Genomic DNA, 16,095 nt, shown 5'->3' on the forward strand with positions numbered 1-16,095 from the left:
CATTCTGCTGGGGAAAGCCCGGTTAGTCGAGCTTGGCGGCGGGCGGTTCTTGCGGCGGTTTGCCGTCGACCAGTGGCACGATGGTTTTCGCTTCGGGCTCGATTGGCACCATCTTGTATTCCTGGCCGTGCAGGTTCTTGAGGTAAACCTCCATCTGCCGGAACGAGATATTGATGTGCTGTTTCTTGAACTCGCGGTTGATGAAGCGGTTGACCTCGTCGAGTACCGGGTTGCGGTCACCGAGGTCGCGCACGTGCATGCGTAACTCGTGGTCCAGGGTGCTTTCGCCGAAATTCAGGAAGTACACATGCGGCTCCGGGTCTTTCAGGACGCGCGGGTTATCGCGGGCCGCCTTGAGCAGCAGTTCTTTCACCAGGTCCAGGTCCGAGCCATAGTCGACGCCGAGCTTGAGGGTCACCCGGGTGATGGTGTCGGTCAGTGACCAGTTGATCAGTTGTCCGGTAATGAACGTCTTGTTCGGGACGATGATGTCCTTGCGGTCGAAGTCGGTGATGGTCGTGGCGCGGATGCGAATCTTGCTCACGGTGCCCGAAAGGTTGCCGATGGTGATGGTGTCGCCGATCCGCACCGGACGTTCGAACAGGATCATGATGCCGGAGATGAAATTCGCAAAAATCTCCTGCATACCGAAACCGAGGCCGACCGACAGCGCTGCCACCAGCCATTGCAACTTGTCCCAGCTGACGCCAAGGGTCGACAGCGTCGAGACGAAACCGACGCCGGCAATCACATACGAGAGCAGCGTGGTGGTCGCGTAGGCGCTGCCTTGGGCCAGGTTGAGTTTCGACAGCACGAACACTTCCAGCAGGCCGGGCAAGTTACGCGCCAGGGCGAAGGTGATACCGATGATGATCAGCGCGCCGAGCATGTCACCGATGCTGATCGGCACCATGCTCATGTTGGCCCCGGTACCACTGGTGTATTCGTAGAGGGTGATGTTGTCCAGATACGAGAACACCGTGATCAGGTCGGCCCAGACCCAATACAGCGCTGCCATGAAACCGCCGAGCAGCGCCAGGCGGATCAGGCGCAGGGACTGTTCGTTGACCTTCTCGATGTCCATGCTCGGCTCTTCGATCACCGCTTCGCCGTCGCCGGCCTCCTTGGCGGCCAGCCGCTTGCTCAGGGCGCGCTGGTAAGCCAGGCGGCGGGCCGCCACGCTGAGGCCGCGCACGAACGTGGCTTCGATCACCAGCCAGAACATCAGCAGGTACAGCGTGTTGATCAAGCGATCGCTGAGTTTCAGCGCGGTGTAGTAGTAGCCGAAACACACCGCCACGAACAGCGCGACGGGCAGGGCGGTGAACAGGATCCCCACGAGCTTGCGGAACAGCGAAGCGTTCTCGTGGGTCGGGCTACTGATGAGCAAACGGCTGAGCAGCAAGGTCATCAAGGCGTAGCAGGTGAGCACCACCGGCATGCCGATCACGTCATCGGCCAGCGCCGCCGGCTGCAATTCGGCAACGGCGACTACGGTCACCAGTGCCATCACCACTATGCCGAGGCGGCGGACCCATCTGCGCAGGAATTCCACCTGGGGCTTTTCCCAGCGGAAATGCAGTTCTGCCACACCACCCGGTGCGAGGATCCGGTAGGCGGTGTAGAACACCAGCCAGGCCCCGGCCATCTGCAGTAACGCCGCGCCCATATTGGCGTTCTGCCCACGGGCGTCGATTCGCAGGGCCAACCCACACAAGGCGAGGCCCAGCGACACCGGCATCGCCAGCAGGATGTTGATCAGAATCGCCTGCGGCGTGTGCCACTGACTGTCGCGTTTGAAATGACCGATGTCCTGGTGAACCTTAATCAGTCGCGCGTACAGATTCCTGCGGCGCCACAGCAGAGCGCCGATCAAAAGTGCCAGCGGCAGGAACAGTAGCGGGCGCTGGGTCAGGCCGTCAGTCAGTTCACTCAGGCTTGAAAGTACCGGTAGTGAGTCGAGTTGACGCTGGAGGCGATCCGGCACAGTGCGAATCCACTCCAGCTCCAGCGGTTTGTTGCTCGGAATCCAGAACATCTGCTCATCGAGCGTCGCCCGCAGGCTTTGCGCCGTGCTGAGTAGCTGCTTCTGGTTCAGTTGCAGGGTGATGGATTCATTGAGCACCGCGCTCAGTTCGCGATTGAGGCGTTCCAGCAGGTCGGCGCGGGTGGTGGCCAGTTCCATCAGGCTTTTGCGCAGTTGCGGCGTGACTTGCTCGGGCGGCTGGGTCGACAGCAGGTTCTCGACGTAGGTGGTCGGATTGCTCAGCAACTCCCGTTGCTGGCTGACTTCGAACTGATACAGGCGAATGTCGGCGATCTGGTCGGCCAGGTTGCGGTCGAGCCGCAGGCGCGGCAACGCTTGTTTCTGTTTGTAGAGAATCTTCGAGAGCAGCAGGCTGCCTTTGAGCACATTGATTTGTTCGTCCAGGGCCGAGTCGCTCTGGGTCAGGCTGTCCAGCTGTTGCTTGGTCTGCAGGTTTTGCTGGGTGACTTCGTTGAGGCGGTCGGTGCTTTTGAGCAAGTAGTCCGAGAGCTTCAGGTTGGCCGCGCTTTCGGTGGCCAGCAGGCTGCTGCCGCCAGCTTTCTGCGCTTCGATGGATTGCTGGGTGACCGTTTCCTGGGACAAAGCCAGACGCTTCTGGTTGATCAGGGTTTGCAGTTCCTGGATTTCCCGATCCAGGCGGTCGGATCGCTCCGACAGCAGGTCATGCTGGCTGTTGCCGAGGTCTTGCAATTGGGTATTGCCGGCCAGTTCCTGGCGGCGCAGCGGGATCAGGGCGTTCAGCGCTGCCAGCTCGGCATTGAGCTGGTCGCGCTGTTCGGCGCTCAAGGCCTTGCCACCGTCCTTGCCGTTCTTGAGGATGTTGTTGATCTGCTGAATGCGCGTCTGGCTGCTGGATATCTCCGCCTGGGCGCGCTCGGGGCGGGTCTGGGCGGTGATGATCAGGCTGTTGGCATCGCCCAGGGCTTTTTGCAGATCGCTTTGCTGGGTGGAGCGCTCGGTCAACACCAGTTCAAGCTGCTGGATCGGTTCCTTGGCGAAGCGCTGCGCCACCGGTACCACGGTGCTGGCCTTGAGGCGGGTCAGTTCACGCTGGTTCTCGAGGGTCTGCTTGGGTGCAGAACTCAACGTTTGCTTGAGATCGGCCAGCTTCTGCTCGTAGTCACGCTTGTTGTTGAGCTGGGTCAGCGTGCTTTGCAGGACGATTTGCAGGGCCTTCTGGTCGGCTTCCGGCAATTTGCGCTCGGCGATTTTGTCCAGGCTCGCCTGCACGGCTTCGCTGGAGGGCGGTTCGGCCGCTTGTGCCGCTTGCAATAAACCAAGGGGGCCGACAGAGAGACTCAAGCCCAGAAGGGCTATGGCGAAAATGGAGCGCAGGTTAGGCATAGAGACCGGTCAAGCAAGTGATAGTGGAAGCAGTTTAGAGGAAGAGGCCGGGACCCGGGCGACTTCCTTCGGGGAATCTGACGCCCACTTTGCCGATCTTGTTCCCGTCCATGACCGCCACGGTCCAGATGGTGTTGTTCCATTCCACCTGGTCACCCACCACCGGTGCGCCGCCGACTTTCTGGGCAATGAAGCGGCCCAGGGACATGTCCGGATCGATGCCTTCGACCTTCAGCCCATACAGGGCCGCAACCGCGGCCAACTGGGCGTCTCCTTCCAGTACGAAGTCACCGAAGAAACGTAGATCGAGGCCCCGTTGTGGCGCCTGGCTGAAGAGTTTTCCGAGGGCCGGCAGGTTGTGTTCATGGCCGATGACACACAGCAAATCATCGACTTCCAGCACCGTACTACCCGACGGATGGAGCAGTTGCTCGCCACGAAACAGGGCAGCGATACGGGTGCCTTCGGGCATTTTCAGTTCACGAAGGTGCGAGCCGATGCACCATTTTTCCGCGCCGAGGCGATAAACGAACAGCTCCCATTCGCTGGTGACGTGCACTTCCAGGGCCGAGCGGGAGATGGGTGCAGGCTCCGGGGGCACCGTCACTTTCAACAGCTTGGCGACCCACGGCAGGCTCGTGCCCTGAACCAGCAGCGACACCAGCACGATAAAGAACGCGAGGTTGAAGTACAGCTGGGCGTTGGGCAGGCCGGCCATCAGCGGGAACACCGCCAGAATGATCGGGACCGCGCCGCGCAAACCGACCCAGGAAATGAACGCTTTCTCGCGACCATGGAACGCTTTGAACGGCAGCAGGCCAACCAGTACCGATAGTGGCCGGGCAAACAGAATCATCCACAGTGCCAGTGCCAGTGCCGGCAAGGCAATAGGCAGCAGGTCGTGAGGCGTCACCAGCAGCCCCAGCACCAGGAACATGCCGATCTGCGCCAGCCAGGCCATGCCGTCGAGCATGTGCAGGATGCCGTGGCGGCTGCGCACCGGACGGTTGCCGATCATCAATCCACACAGGTAAACCGCGAGGAAGCCGCTGCCGTGCAGGGCGTTGGTCAGGGCAAACACCACCAGGCCACCGGCGATGACCAGAATCGGATACAGGCCGGTGGCCAGGTTGATGCGGTTGACCAGTTGCAGCATCAGCCAGCCACCGCCCAGGCCGATGACGCTTCCGATGCCGAACTCGCGGATCAGGTGGGTCAGCAGGCTCCAGTGCAGGCCGGTCTGGCCGCTGGCGAGCATGTCGATCAGGGTGACGGTAAGGAACACCGCCATCGGGTCGTTGCTGCCGGACTCGATTTCAAGGCTGGCGGTAACCCGTTCGTTCAGGCCTTTGCCGCCCAATAGCGAGAACACCGCAGCGGCGTCGGTGGAGCCGACAATGGCGCCGATCAGCAGGCCCTGGATCAGGTTAAGGTTGAACAGCCATGCGGCGGCCATGCCGGTCAGCCCGGTGGTAATCAGCACCCCGACGGTAGCGAGAGACAATGCCGGCCATAACGCCACGCGGAAACTCGATACCCGGGTGCGCAGGCCGCCGTCGAGCAGGATGACTGCCAGCGCGAGGTTGCCGACCAGATAAGCCGTGGGGTAGTTGTCGAAAATAATGCCGCCGCCATCGACGCCGGCCGCCATGCCGACGGCCAGGATAATCACGAGGATCGGGATACCGAGGCGCGATGAGAGTGAGCTCACCAGAATGCTCGCACCTACCAGCAACGCGCCGATCAAGAACAGGCTGTTGATGGTCGTCGCATTCAAAGGCAGTACTCCAGAAAGCTGAAAGGCGGGCACAAACTGACCATGCAGTCCGCGTGCCAGCGATTCTAACCTGTTGAAATGTGATGCTGTCAAAAAGCTTTTGCAGATAAAAAAACACAGCCTTCCGATACACCCGATCCCCTGTGGGAGCTGGCTTGCCAGCTCCCACAGGGGGCGGTGTTGGCGGTTACAGGCTGAACCGCCCAACCAGGGTGTTCAGGTCCACCGCCAGGCGCGACAGCTCGTTGCTCGCCGCACTTGTCTGATTCGCCCCGGTGGCCGACTGCACCGACAGATCGCGAATGTTCACCAGGTTGCGATCCACTTCGCGGGCCACCTGCGCCTGTTCTTCGGCGGCGCTGGCGATCACCAGGTTGCGTTCGTTGATTTCGACGATGGCGCTGTTGATGGTGTCCAGCGATATCCCGGCACCACGGGCAATATTCAGGGTCGATTCGGCGCGTTCGGTGCTGTTGCGCATCGAATCCACCGCGTGCTCGGTACCGCTCTGGATGCTGCCAATCATGCGCTCGATTTCGCTGGTCGACTGCTGGGTACGATGGGCCAGGGCGCGCACTTCGTCGGCCACTACCGCGAAACCACGGCCGGCCTCACCGGCGCGTGCGGCCTCGATGGCGGCGTTCAAGGCCAGCAGGTTGGTCTGGTCGGCCAGGCCACGGATCACATCCAGCACCTTGCCGATGTCGCGGGACTCGTTGGCCAGGTCGCCGATCAGGTTCGCGGTACTCTGCACGTCGGCGCTCATGCGCTCGATGGCGCTGACGGTTTCCTGTACCAGATCACGGCCGTCGCCGGCAGAAGTGGTGGCGTTCTTCGACGCCTCGGACGTGCTGACCGCATTGCGCGCGACTTCTTCCACGGCGCTGGTCATTTCGTTGACCGCAGTGGCAGCCTGTTCGATTTCGTTGTTCTGCCGGGTCAGGCCACGGGCGCTTTCGTCGGTGACGCTGTTGAGTTCTTCGGCGGCAGAAGCCAGCTGAGTGGCGGAGCCGGAAATCCGTTGCAGGGTGTCGCGCAGTTTGTCCTGCATCTTCGACATCGCCAGCAGCAAGCGGCCGGCCTCGTCCTGGCCGTCGACCGTGATCGGGCACGTCAGGTTGCCTTCGGCAATTTGTTCGGCTGCGCTCAGGGCATTGGCGATCGGTTGGGTGATGCTGTTGGTCAGCAACCAGGCGAACAGCAGTGTCAGGGCGGTGGCGATCACCAATAAGGTGATCACCAGGTTGAACGCCGAATCGTATTGATCTGCCGCCTGCTGGTTGGTGTCGTGGCTCTGCCGGGTGTTGATCTCCAGCAGTTTGTTCAACACCAGGTTGATCGCTTCGGAGTTATTGAGCAAATCGGTGTTGAGCAAGCTGCGCAGTTCATCGACCTGATTGTTGCGCGACAAGGTTTTCATCCGGTCTTCGATCTGGCGGTACTGACCCAGCAACTGCACGTATTGATCGTAGGCCGCACGTTCCTGCGGGCTGGCGATCAGCTTTTCGTAGGTCGCCTGGGCGGTGCGAATCTGCTGGTTGCGCATCTCCAGCAGTTCCATGGTTTTTTGCTGCACGTCAGGCTCGCGGTTCACCAGCAAGCGGTAGGACAACACGCGCAGGCGCAAGGTGAGCTGGGTGAACTCGTCCAGGCTCTTGATGCTCGGCACACTGTTGTTGGTGATGTTCTCGGCCGCGCCACGGATCTTGCTCATCTGATTCAAGGCAAACACTCCCAGAATCATCATCAAACCGCCGATCAGGGCAAAGCTGAGGAACGCCCGAGGGGCGATATTCATGTTACGAAGGGACATGGCGTTTACCGGGAAAGAGCGCATCCGTGCGGGGCTGAGGCTGCTGTATGAATGACTTATCGGTTGCCGGACTGAAGTCTTGAGCTCGACCTGTTTCAGCCGGTTGCACCTTGTGGCGACGAAGTGCAGGAACCAGATTGGCCAATCGCAGTCTTTAAAACTCGCGAGGAAGGTCGCCCGTCAGCAGAATCAAGGCTTTGCGCCTGTATAACCCTGGCATCCACGGTGACTTTTCTTTATCGTACGCGCCCTTTGAAAAAGCCCGGAAAATCAAAATGTTGGAAGCATCCCTAAGCCAATTGGAACAACTGGTCAGTGACCTGGTGCAACAGAACCAGACGTTGCTCGGTACCAACCAGGCCCTGACTGCAGAACTGGCCCAGGCCAAGGATGAAAACGAAAGCCTGCAATTGAGCCTGATGGAGCAGGAAGAGAAGCAAGGCGCCACGGCTGCTCGCATTCAGGCTCTGGTTGAGCGTGTCAGCGCAGGTCCTGTCAGCGCATGAGTTACAACGCCGCAGGGGTAAAAGTCGTCTCGATCCTGGGAGAGGACTATTCGATCAAGGCACCGGCCGGGGAAGAACAGACCCTGTTGGACGCCGCGATGATGTTGAAGGCAGCCCTGGCCGAAACCAAGAGGAAGTACCCGACGCTGATCGGTGACCGACTGCTGGTGCTGGCCGCGATGAACCTGTGCTCGCAACAGATCGAAATGCAGAAGCAGCACAAGCTCGAACTCGACCGTTACCAAGAGCAAGTCAGCGCCACGGTTGAAGTGATTTCCAAGACGATCAATCAGGCCTGATCGGCTTTGCGCACAACCAAAGAATAGATTGTCGATTGGTTTGTATACAATCGGCACGGCTGTTGCAGTGTTTCAGCCTCTTATTCTTTGGGGGTGCTCCATGCAGTTCTGGCGACGCAGTATTCAATGGCAGTTGATCCTGAGCATGGGCACCGCCCTGCTGATCAGCATTCTGATCGTGGTTGGCATTTATACCTTGGTGGTCAACCGCCTCGCCCAGCGCTATCTGGTCGAACAAGCCCTGCCTTCGAGCATCGAAGCGATGCGCAACGACATCGAACGCATCCTCGTCCAACCCCTCACTGCCGCCAAGGACATCGCCAGCAACAGCATGGTGCGCGACTGGCTGGCCGGGGGTGAAGACAGTGCCCGGGTCGGTACGTTTACCACCTACCTCGAAGGCATTCGCGCCGAGCACAAGGCCTTTACCGCGCTGATTGTCGGCACCGCGTCGAACCATTACTTCACCGAAAAAGGCCTGGACCGTACGCTCAGTCGTTCCAACCCGAAGGATGCCTGGTTCTATGCGTTCCTCGACAGCAACCAGCCGCGCACCCTCAATATCGACAACGACACAGCCACCGGAGAATTGGCGCTGTTCATCGACCTGAAAGTCGAGCAGGCCGGTAAAGTCGTGGGCGTTGCCGGGCTGGGCCTGAGCATGAAAGAGCTGTCGGAGCTGATCCACAATTTCAGCTTCGGTGAGCGCGGCAAGGTCTATCTCGTGCGTTCCGACGGTTTGATCCAGGTCCATCCCGAGGCGCAATTCAGTGGTAAGCGCACTTTGGCCGAGCAAATTGGTGCTACGGCGGCACAAGCGGTGATCAGTCAAAAAGTTGCCACCAGTAGCGGCTTCCTGCGTGACGGCGAAGACTTCCTCGCGTTGAGCCTGCCATTGCGCGATCTCGGCTGGACACTGGTGGCCGAAGTGCCGCAATCGCAGATCTACGCTGAAGCCCGGCGCGCCATGTGGATCAGCAGCGGTATCGGCCTGGCGGTGGCGATTGTGTGCCTGTTGCTGGTGGTGCTGCTGGCCCGTGGGTTGGTACGGCCGATTCGTCAGGTAACAGCGGCACTGGTTGCCATTGGTAGCGGTGGTGGAGATTTGACCCAGCGGTTAGATTCCAGTCGCGCCGATGAGCTGGGCGATCTGGCTCGCGGTTTCAATCGGTTCCTCGACAGTCAGCGCGACATGATCGGTGAAGTACTGACCACCAGCGAACACCTGCGCACTGCTGTCGGGCAGGTGGCGCGGGTGGTGGACAACACCGCCGAACGTTCCGGACGCCAGCAGGAAATGACCGACATGGTCGCCACCGCGGTACATGAAATGGGCCTGACGGTGCAGGACATCGCGCAGAACGCCGGCAACGCGGCATTCGTTTCACAGACCGCCCGTGACGAAGCGATGCAGGCGCGGGAGGTGGTGGGTGGTTCGATCCGCCACATTGAAAGCATGTCCCGGGAAATCGGCTTAGCGGCCACTGCGGTGGGTGAGCTGGCCCATCAGGTGGCGTCCATCGATCAGGTGCTGGCGGTGATTCGCGGGATTTCCGAGCAGACCAACCTGCTGGCGCTCAACGCCGCCATCGAAGCGGCGCGGGCGGGGGACATGGGGCGCGGGTTTGCCGTGGTGGCCGATGAAGTGCGCACCCTGGCGCGGCGTACGCAATCGTCCACCGATGAAATCCAGCAGATGATCGGCAGCCTCAAGCAGGGTGCCGAGAACGCCGTGTCGTCGATGCATACCGGGCAAGCGGCCACGGGTACCGGTGTGGAGTCGAGCCAGAGGACTGGCGCGTCGTTGACGGCGATTACCGGTCAGGTGGAACGCATCAGTGACATGAATCATCAGGTGGCGACGGCGACCGAAGAGCAGTCGGCGGTGACCGAGGAGATCAACCGCAACGTGCAGGGCATCTCCGATCTCGCGCGGGCGACGGCGGGGGAGGTCAGGGCCTGTCGGGATGATTGCCAGACGTTGCAACGGTTGGCGGATGATCTGGCGCGGCAGATGGGTGGGTTTCGGTTGGGCTGAAGCTGTGTTGGCTGTACTGACGCCATCGCGGGCTTGCCCGCGATTGGATTTCAGCCATGCCACAAGAATTTGGTCAGAACCACTCATCCTGCATGCCCAGGCAAGCATCATCCCGAGCTTCAAGAATCGCCAGCTCATGGTGGCAACCCGGCACCTCCCACGTCAGGAAGTAGCGAGCCGCCTGCAATTTGCCTTTATAGAAGCTCACATCCGCCGCATTGCCCTTGGCCAGGCCTTCCTCGGCCCGAATGGCCTGTTCCAGCCAGCGCCAGCCAATGACCGTGTGCCCAAACACCTTCAGGTACAGCGCCGAGTTCGCCAGGCTGCTGTTGACCTTGCCCTGAGCCAGGTCCGTCAGCAGGCCAATGGTCGCGGTTTGCAGGCGCGCCACCAGTTTCTCCAGCGGTTCACGCAGCGCGGTCAGCGATTCATGGGCTTGCGCGCGCTCGGCGGTGTCGGCGATCAGGCGGATCAGTTGCTTGAGCCCCGCACCACCGTTCTGCGCCAGTTTGCGGCCCAGCAGGTCCAGCGACTGTATGCCGTGGGTGCCTTCGTGGATCGGGTTCAGGCGGTTGTCGCGGTAGTACTGCTCCACCGGGTATTCGCGGGTGTAGCCGTGGCCGCCGAGAATCTGGATCGCCAGTTCGTTGGCTTTCAGGCAGAACTCCGATGGCCAGGATTTGACGATCGGCGTCAGCAGGTCCAGCAGTTCATGGGCCTGTTTGCGTTCGGCTTCGGTCTCTAGCGTCGTGGTGTCATCGAACAGCCGCGCCGCGTACAGACCGAGGTCGAACGAGCCTTCGACGTAGGCCTTTTGCGTCAGCAGCATGCGTTTGACGTCGGCGTGCTGAATGATTGCCACCGGTGCAGTGTTCGGGTCCTTGCTGTCCGGCACGCGCCCCTGCGGACGCTCGCGGGCGTATTCCAGCGAGTACAGATAGCCGGCGTAACCGAGCATCACCGCGCCCATGCCGACGCCAATGCGCGCCTCGTTCATCATCTGGAACATGTAGCTCAAGCCGTGGTGCGGCTTGCCCACCAGATAGCCGACGCACTCGCCGTTATCGCCGAAATTCAGCGCGGTGGACGTGGTGCCACGCCAGCCCATCTTGTGGAACAGCCCGGCCAGCAGCACGTCATTGCGCTTGCCCAGGCTGCCGTCGTCGTTGACCAGGAACTTGGGCACGATGAACAGCGAAATACCCTTCACCCCGGCCGGTGCATCCGGCAGCTTGGCCAGCACCATGTGCACGATGTTTTCCGACAGCGGATGATCGCCGCCGGAAATGAAGATCTTGTTGCCCTTGAGGCGATAAGTGCCGTCAGGCGCCGGCTCGGCACGGGTACGAATATCCGACAGCGACGAGCCCGCGTGCGGTTCGGTCAGGGCCATGGTGCCGAAGAAACGGCCGTCGATCATCGGTTGCAGGAAGCGGCGCTTCTGCTCATCGGTACCGAAGCTTTCGATCAGGTTTGCCGCGCCCATGGTCAGGAACGGATAGGACGTCGATGCGGCGTTGGCCGATTGAAAGTGGGCAAAGCAGGCCTGGGAGAGCAGCGTAGGAAGCTGCATGCCACCCGCCTCGAAACTGCGCGCAGCATTGAGGAAGCCGGCTTCGAGGAAGGCATCCACCGCCGGTTTCACTTCCGGAATCAGAATCGCCTGACCGTTTTCATAGCGCGGCTCGTTTTCGTCGCCCTTGCGGTTGTGCGGGGCGAAGAACCTCTCGGCGATGTTGCGGGCGGTACCGATGGCTGCATCGAAGGTTTCACGGTTGTGCTCGGCGAAACGCTCACGCTGGGTCAGGCCCTCGGCATCAAGGACTTCATACAGCTCGAAAGCCAGATTGCGGGAACTGAGCAACGTCTCGGACATGGCGGCCTACCTTTTATTGGAATGGGCCGAGTCTAGGCGTGGGGATAAAGGCTGAACAGGATGATTGATGAGCGTGATGGTGGGGCAGAGCACCGACTTAGCAGGTACCACAAAACAACTGTGGGAGCGAGCTTGCTCGCGATGACGGCGGCACATCCAAAACAGATGTGACTGACAGACCGCTATCGCGAGCAGGCTCGCTCCCACAGGGGGTATTGCAAACCGGACAGCCATTGCGGTTGCCCGGTCTTGTTGCGGTTTAACCGATCGTCATCAAGCTGGCATTACCACCCGCCGCCGCCGTGTTGACGCTCAACGCACGTTCGATCACCAGGCGCTCCAGCGCAATGCTGGTTTCGCCTTGCGACAGACCCTGCACGCCAACGATCGCACCGGTACGTTTGGCAACTTGCTGGCAAACCGCACGCAACTGGTCGGAATGGCCGTGATGCAGAACCGCATCAAATACCACATCGTCCTTGTTCCAGTCGGAAACCAGCTTGATGCGCGCCTGAATGTCCTTCGGCAGGCGTGCGAACAGCGCCTTGTTGGTGTCGGATTCCGGCCATACCGCCGAACCGCCTACCGCCAGTACTGCTGCCAGTTGGGTCAACAGGTCGCCTTCGACTTCCGTCAGGCACAGCACGTGTTCCCGTGGCAGGATTGCGTAACTGTTGCGCTCGCCGGTCGGGCCAGCCAGAACGCGGGTGATACCGCTTTGCGATTGTGCGGCGAACTGCACGCACAGGGTGCTCAGGTCGGCGAACTTGTTGTTGTCGGCCCAGGCTTTCAGGGCAGTCAACGGCTTGCTCATGGCGTCGCGCAGACGAACGTCCGGCGCTGCGGCGGCATCGCCGCGAGCGAAGGATTGTTCGATCGCATCCGCAGGGCGCGTCGACAGCAGGCGGTACAGGTACAGTGGGCCACCGGCTTTCGGGCCGGTCCCCGACAGGCCTTCGCCGCCGAATGGCTGCACGCCGACCACGGCACCGACGATGTTGCGGTTGACGTAGACGTTACCGGCGTTGACGGTGTCGATCACCTTGGCGATGGTTTCGTCGATGCGGGTGTGCACGCCCAGGGTCAGGCCGTAGCCGGAAGCGTTGATCTGGCCGATCAGTTGATCGATGTCTTTGCGCTTGTAGCGAACCACGTGCAGCACCGGGCCGAAGATCTCCCGCTGCAACTCGTCGAAGCTTTCCAGTTCGATCAGCGTCGGCATCACGAAGGTACCGCGTTTGACCTCTTCGGCATCGGCGATGGCCACCTGGTACACGCTGCGACCTTTGTCGCGCATGGCCTGGATGTGTTTCTCGATGCCGGCTTTCGCTTCAGCGTCGATCACCGGGCCGATGTCCACGGACAGGCGCTCCGGGTTGCCGAGACGGCTTTCGGCCATGGCGCCCTTGAGCATTTCGATGACGCGGTCGGCGGAATCTTCCTGCAGGCACAAGACGCGCAGGGCCGAGCAACGCTGGCCGGCGCTGTCGAACGCCGAGGACACCACGTCGATCACCACCTGTTCGGTCAGAGCCGAAGAGTCGACAATCATTGCGTTCTGGCCACCGGTTTCGGCGATCAGCGGGATCGGACGACCCTGGCTGTCCAGGCGGCCGGCGATGTTGCGTTGCAGCAAGCGTGCGACTTCGGTGGAACCGGTGAACATCACGCCTTTGACGCGTTCGTCGCCGACCAGGCCGGCACCGACGGTTTCGCCACGGCCCGGCAGCAGTTGCAGCACGCCTTCCGGAATCCCGGCTTCGAGCAGCAGGCGCACGGCTTGAGCGGCCACCAGCGGCGTTTGTTCCGCAGGCTTGGCCAATACCGGGTTACCGGCAGCCAGTGCGGCAGCCACCTGGCCACTGAAGATCGCCAGCGGGAAGTTCCATGGGCTGATGCACACCACCGGGCCCAGCGGACGGTGGGCGTCATTGGTGAAATCGTTGCGTGCCTGCACTGCGTAGTAACGCAGGAAGTCCACGGCCTCGCGCACTTCAGCAATGGCGTTGGCGAAGGTCTTGCCGGCTTCGCGAGCCAGCAGGCCCATCAGCGGCTGGATCTCGGCTTCCATCAGGTCGGCGGCACGCTCCAGGATCGCGGCGCGTTCGGCGGGCGGCGTGGCCTGCCAGATCGGTGCAGCGTTCAGGGCGCACTGGATCGCATTGTCGACGTCTTCGACGGTCGCTTCCTGTACATGGCCGACCACGTCACGCAGGTCGGACGGGTTCAACACTGGGGCCGGGGCTTCGTTGCTGGATGCGCAGCCGAGTATCGGCGCCGCTTTCCAGTGGTTGTGTGCGGTAGCGAGAAGCGCGCAGGACAGGGATGCCAGACGATGTTCGTTGGCCATGTCGATGCCGCTGGAGTTGGCGCGCTCGGAGCCATACAGGTCACGCGGCAGTGGAATGCGCGGGTGCGGCAGGCCGAAACCACCTTCCACGGTCGCCATCTGTTCGATGCTCGCCACCGGGTCGGCCACCAGTTCCTGAATCGAAATCGACTGGTCGGCGATACGGTTGACGAACGAAGTGTTCGCGCCGTTTTCCAGCAGACGACGAACCAGGTAGGCCAGCAGGGTTTCGTGGGTGCCGACTGGAGCGTACACGCGGCACGGACGGTTCAGCTTGCCTTCGGATACCTTGCCTACAACTTGTTCGTACAGAGGTTCACCCATGCCGTGCAGGCACTGGAACTCGTACTGGCCCGGGTAATAGTTCTGACCGGCGATGTGGTAAATGGCCGACAGGGTGTGGGCGTTGTGCGTGGCGAACTGCGGGTAGATGACTTCCGGTACCGACAGCAGCTTGCGGGCGCAAGCGATGTAGGACACGTCGGTGTACACCTTGCGGGTGTAGACCGGGTAGCCTTCCAGGCCTTCGACCTGGGCGCGCTTGATTTCGCTGTCCCAGTACGCGCCTTTCACCAGGCGGATCATCAGGCGGTGACGGCTGCGGCGAGCCAGGTCGATCACGTAGTCGATCACGTACGGGCAACGCTTCTGGTAAGCCTGGATCACAAACCCGATACCGTTCCAGCCGGTCAGTTGCGGTTCGAAGCACAGGCGCTCCAGCAGATCCAGCGACAGCTCGAGGCGGTCGGCTTCTTCGGCGTCGATGTTCAGGCCGATGTCGTATTGCTTGGCCAGCAGGGTCAGCGACAGCAGGCGCGGGTACAGCTCATCCATCACGCGCTCGTACTGAGCGCGGCTGTAGCGTGGGTGCAGGGCGGACAGCTTGATCGAAATGCCCGGGCCTTCATAAATCCCGCGACCGTGGGAAGCTTTGCCGATCGAGTGGATGGCTTGTTCGTACGAGGCCAGGTACTTCTGCGCGTCATGCTCGGTGAGTGCGGCTTCACCCAGCATGTCGTAGGAATAGCGGAAGCCCTTGGTTTCGAATTTGCTGGCGTTGGCCAGGGCTTCGGCGATGGTTTCGCCGGTGACGAACTGCTCGCCCATCAGGCGCATGGCCATGTCGACGCCCTTGCGGATCATCGGCTCGCCGCTCTTGCCGATGATGCGGCTCAGGGACGAGGTCAGGCCGGCCTCATTGTGCGTAGACACAAGCTTGCCGGTAAGCAGCAGACCCCAAGTGGCAGCGTTGACGAACAGCGACGGGCTGTTGCCCAGGTGCGGCTGCCAGTTGCCGGTGCTGATCTTGTCGCGGATCAGCGCGTCGCGGGTGCCTTTGTCCGGGATACGCAGTAGCGCTTCGGCCAGGCACATCAGTGCCACGCCTTCCTGGGACGACAGGGAGAATTCCTGCAGCAGGCCCTGAACGATGCCGGCACGACCGCCAGCACTCTTCTGGTTACGCAGTTTTTCGGCAATCGAAGCGGCGAGTTTGTTGGTGGCTTCAGCCATCGGTGCCGGCAGGCGTGCCTGCTCGATCAGCATCGGTACCACTTCCGGCTCAGGACGACGGTAGGCGGCAGTGATCGAGGCGCGCAGTACCGATTGCGGCAGGATGCTTTCGGCGAATTCGAGGAAGCACTGGTGGGCGTGATCCAGAGGCGCATCGACGGTGTCGTCGGAATCCTTGGACAAACCGCTCAGCTCGGTCAGGGTTGCACCACCCTCGAGTTTTTCCAGGTAATTGAAGATTGCCTGCTTGATCAGCCAGTGCGGCGTGCGATCAATCGAAGTCGCGGCGGCCTTGAGGCGTTCGCGGGTCGGGTCGTCGAGTTTGACCCCAAGGGTGGTGGTAGCCATGTTTTTATCCTCATGTTTGCCACGACGGCGTGGCATCAGCTGGCGGCAAGATTAGCCGTGCAATTGTCGAGGTGCAACCGGGTGCAACCCTTTTTTTGCAGGAAAAATCGGCGCCTCGTCGGGAATTGAATTCTGGTACGGGCGTGCTTCTGCTGCTTGAGGCTTTTACTTCTAGTAAAGCCTCT

General features: G+C 61.2%; 8 protein-coding genes and 2 pseudogenes. 4 read left to right on the plus strand and 6 right to left on the minus strand.

What is annotated here, in order from left to right:
* Positions 1–22: 22 nt before the first annotated feature.
* The 4 genes and pseudogenes from mscK to CAF65_RS29080 form a co-directional block, all read right to left on the minus strand.
* On the minus strand, positions 23–3,391 hold the full coding sequence (gene mscK / locus CAF65_RS17205) for a mechanosensitive channel MscK (protein WP_085717355.1): 3,369 nt from the start codon (positions 3,389–3,391) through the stop codon (positions 23–25).
* A gap of 34 nt (positions 3,392–3,425) precedes the next feature.
* The gene (locus tag CAF65_RS17210; protein WP_085717356.1) at positions 3,426–5,168 is read right to left on the minus strand and encodes a potassium/proton antiporter; all 1,743 of its coding nucleotides are present in this window, start codon (positions 5,166–5,168) and stop codon (positions 3,426–3,428) included.
* 187 nt (positions 5,169–5,355) lie between these two features.
* Positions 5,356–6,228 carry a methyl-accepting chemotaxis protein gene (locus CAF65_RS29075; RefSeq protein ID WP_371919014.1) on the minus strand — a complete coding sequence of 291 codons (873 nt, stop codon included), beginning with the start codon at positions 6,226–6,228 and terminating at the stop codon, positions 5,356–5,358.
* Between the two features lie 30 nt (positions 6,229–6,258).
* Positions 6,259–7,005: pseudogene (locus tag CAF65_RS29080) on the minus strand (MCP four helix bundle domain-containing protein); the annotation flags it as partial.
* A 251-nt stretch (positions 7,006–7,256) separates the two neighbouring features.
* Here CAF65_RS29080 and CAF65_RS17220 point away from each other — a divergent pair.
* The 4 genes and pseudogenes from CAF65_RS17220 (at position 7,257) to CAF65_RS29090 (ending at position 9,824) form a co-directional block, all read left to right on the plus strand.
* Positions 7,257–7,487: a hypothetical protein gene (locus CAF65_RS17220; RefSeq protein WP_085717358.1), complete on the plus strand. Its 231-nt coding sequence runs from the start codon at positions 7,257–7,259 to the stop codon at positions 7,485–7,487.
* A complete protein-coding gene (locus tag CAF65_RS17225; RefSeq protein WP_007981180.1) occupies positions 7,484–7,786 on the plus strand; it encodes a cell division protein ZapA in 303 nt (100 codons plus the stop codon). The genes CAF65_RS17220 and CAF65_RS17225 overlap by 4 nt, the downstream gene beginning before the upstream one ends.
* A gap of 145 nt (positions 7,787–7,931) precedes the next feature.
* A pseudogene (locus CAF65_RS29085) lies at positions 7,932–8,960 on the plus strand (cache domain-containing protein); the annotation flags it as partial.
* Positions 8,961–9,092: 132 nt separating this feature from the next.
* Positions 9,093–9,824 (plus strand): methyl-accepting chemotaxis protein, encoded by a 732-nt coding sequence (locus CAF65_RS29090; RefSeq protein WP_371919015.1) that lies wholly within the window; start codon positions 9,093–9,095, stop codon positions 9,822–9,824.
* Between the two features lie 73 nt (positions 9,825–9,897).
* Here CAF65_RS29090 and CAF65_RS17235 read toward each other — a convergent pair whose 3' ends face one another.
* On the minus strand, positions 9,898–11,700 hold the full coding sequence (locus tag CAF65_RS17235) for an acyl-CoA dehydrogenase (protein ID WP_085717360.1): 1,803 nt from the start codon (positions 11,698–11,700) through the stop codon (positions 9,898–9,900).
* A gap of 259 nt (positions 11,701–11,959) precedes the next feature.
* On the minus strand, positions 11,960–15,910 hold the full coding sequence (gene putA / locus CAF65_RS17240; protein ID WP_085717361.1) for a trifunctional transcriptional regulator/proline dehydrogenase/L-glutamate gamma-semialdehyde dehydrogenase: 3,951 nt from the start codon (positions 15,908–15,910) through the stop codon (positions 11,960–11,962).
* Positions 15,911–16,095: the final 185 nt, after the last annotated feature.

This window comes from Pseudomonas sp. B28(2017) (assembly GCF_002113025.1).
GTDB lineage: Bacteria > Pseudomonadota > Gammaproteobacteria > Pseudomonadales > Pseudomonadaceae > Aquipseudomonas.